Source organism: Aquipuribacter hungaricus (genome assembly GCF_037860755.1).
Taxonomy (GTDB): domain Bacteria; phylum Actinomycetota; class Actinomycetes; order Actinomycetales; family JBBAYJ01; genus Aquipuribacter; species Aquipuribacter hungaricus.
The window spans coordinates 1-1,952 of record NZ_JBBEOI010000387.1 but is presented as its reverse complement, the minus strand read 5'-3'; the positions used below and the strand labels follow the sequence as shown (position 1 = coordinate 1,952).

Below are 1,952 nucleotides of genomic sequence, written 5' to 3'. Positions count from 1 at the left end.
GTGGTGCCGACCACGCGGCCGAGGGCGGCCATGGCGGCGGCGGCGGCGGCGGTGCCGCCCGCCGCGCCCAGGAACAGGCGGCGGGAGGCGCGGGGCCTGCCGTGCGTCGCGACGAAGGACCCCTCGGAGGCCGACCCGTCGGGGCTCGACCCGGCGCGGCCCGAGCCGTCGGGCGTCGACCCGTCGGGCGTCGACGTGGCGGTGCGGGTGCCTCGACGGGCCAGCCCGACGAGCAGGACGAAGGCCGTGGCCCCGACCAGGGTGCCGACGAGCAGGGGCAGCAGGTCGAGGACCCCGGCCCCCGGGCCCAGCAGCACCGCGGCGGCCGCGGCGAGGACGAGCAGCACGGGCACGACCACCCCGGCCGCCGGGCGACGGGTGGCGACGGCCCCGGCGAGCGCGGCCACGACGGCCAGCACCACGCCGATGCCGACGAACAGCACGAGCTTGTCGTAGGAGCCGAAGGTGTCGATGGCGAAGCGGGTGAGCGCCTTGGGCGACAGCCGCACCACCATGTCGCCGACCGCGAGGAACGGGTCGGACCCCCGGCCCACGAGGGCGGCCACGACCGTGGCCGTGGCGAGCAGGAGCGCCGCGGAGACGAGCCCGGCGAGGGCCCCTCGTCCTGCGGCCCGGGGCGGGTGCTGCTCTGTCGTGGTCACGACGGGGGTCCGTCGCCGGGCGTCCGGAGGATTGCCCGCAGTAGTCACGCAGTGAGCACACCACACCACCGACCGTTACCGCGACCCGAGATCCTCACGGACGGGAGCGGCCTGGGCCGACCGGGTGACGGCCCCGGTCGTGCCGTCGACCGGCCCGCCGACCGGCCCGCCCACCGGCCCACTCACCGGCCCGCCGCCCGGGCGGGGCCGCGGACCGGCGAGACTGCACCCGTGGCACGCCAGGCACCCCCGACCCCGGACCGCCCCCGCATCCTGCTCACCCGTCCGGACGTCGCCGGGTCGGAGCACCTCGACCGCGCCGCCGCGCGGCTCGGTGCCGACGTCGTCCGGCTGCCGGTCGCCGCCGGGGCGGCGGAGCCCGACCCGTCCGCGCTGCGCGCTGCCGTGGTGGACGCCGACGCGGTGCTCGCCCAGCCCGGTGACGTCCTGGACGCCGGCGTGCTCCGCGGGGCGCCGCGCCTGCGGGTGGTGGCGGTCGCCGGCGTGGGCGTGGACCGGGTCGACCTGGACGTCGCGCGGGAGCTCGGGGTGCGGGTGACGAACACCCCCGGCGTGCTCGCCGAGACCGTCGCGGACACCGCGATGGCGCTGGTGCTCATGGCCCGGCGCCGCCTGGTCGAGGCGACGGACACCATGCGCGACGGGCGGTGGACCGGGGCGGACCCCACCGCGTTCCTCGGCCACGACGTCGCCGGCGCCCGGCTCGGCATCCTCGGCTACGGCGAGATCGGCCGGGCGGTCGCCCGCCGCGGCCAGGGGTTCGGCATGCAGGTGCGCCACCTCGAGCGCCCCTCTGCCCCCGCGGACGGCGTCTCGTCCCCGCTGGGCCTGGAGGAGCTGCTGCGGGGCAGCGACGTCGTCGTCCTCGCCCTGCCGCTCACCCCGCAGACGCGCGGCGTCCTCGACGCCGCCGCCCTGGACCTGCTGCCGCCCGGTGCGACCGTCGTCAACGTCGGGCGGGGCCCGCTGGTCGTCGAGGCGGACCTGCTCGCGGCGCTGCGGTCGGGCCGGCTGCACTCGGCGGGCCTCGACGTCTTCGACGGGGAGCCCCGCAGCGACCCCGACGACGCCGTCATGCGGACGCCCGGTCTCGTCGTCCTGCCGCACGTCGGGTCGGCCAGCGTGGCCACCCGCGCCGCGATGACCCGGGCCGCGGTGGCGAACATCGAGGCGGTGGTCCGCGGTGACGAGCCCCCCGCGCCCGCCGACCGGTGACGCCGGGGGCCCCGGCCCGGCGGGTGCCGGGGCCCCGGCTCCCGGGCGCGGTGC

The 1,952-nt window shown here is 79.3% G+C and carries 1 protein-coding gene and 1 pseudogene; one reads left to right on the top strand and one right to left on the bottom strand.

Features of this window, described 5'->3' with window-relative positions:
• A pseudogene (locus tag WCS02_RS19970) lies at positions 1–662 on the bottom strand (hypothetical protein); the annotation flags it as partial.
• 231 nt (positions 663–893) lie between these two features.
• On the opposite strand from WCS02_RS19970, the gene WCS02_RS19965 reads away from it, so the two are divergent.
• Positions 894–1,898 carry an NAD(P)-dependent oxidoreductase gene (locus WCS02_RS19965; RefSeq protein ID WP_340296040.1) on the top strand — a complete coding sequence of 335 codons (1,005 nt, stop codon included), beginning with the start codon at positions 894–896 and terminating at the stop codon, positions 1,896–1,898.
• The last annotated feature ends 54 nt before the right edge of the window (positions 1,899–1,952 follow it).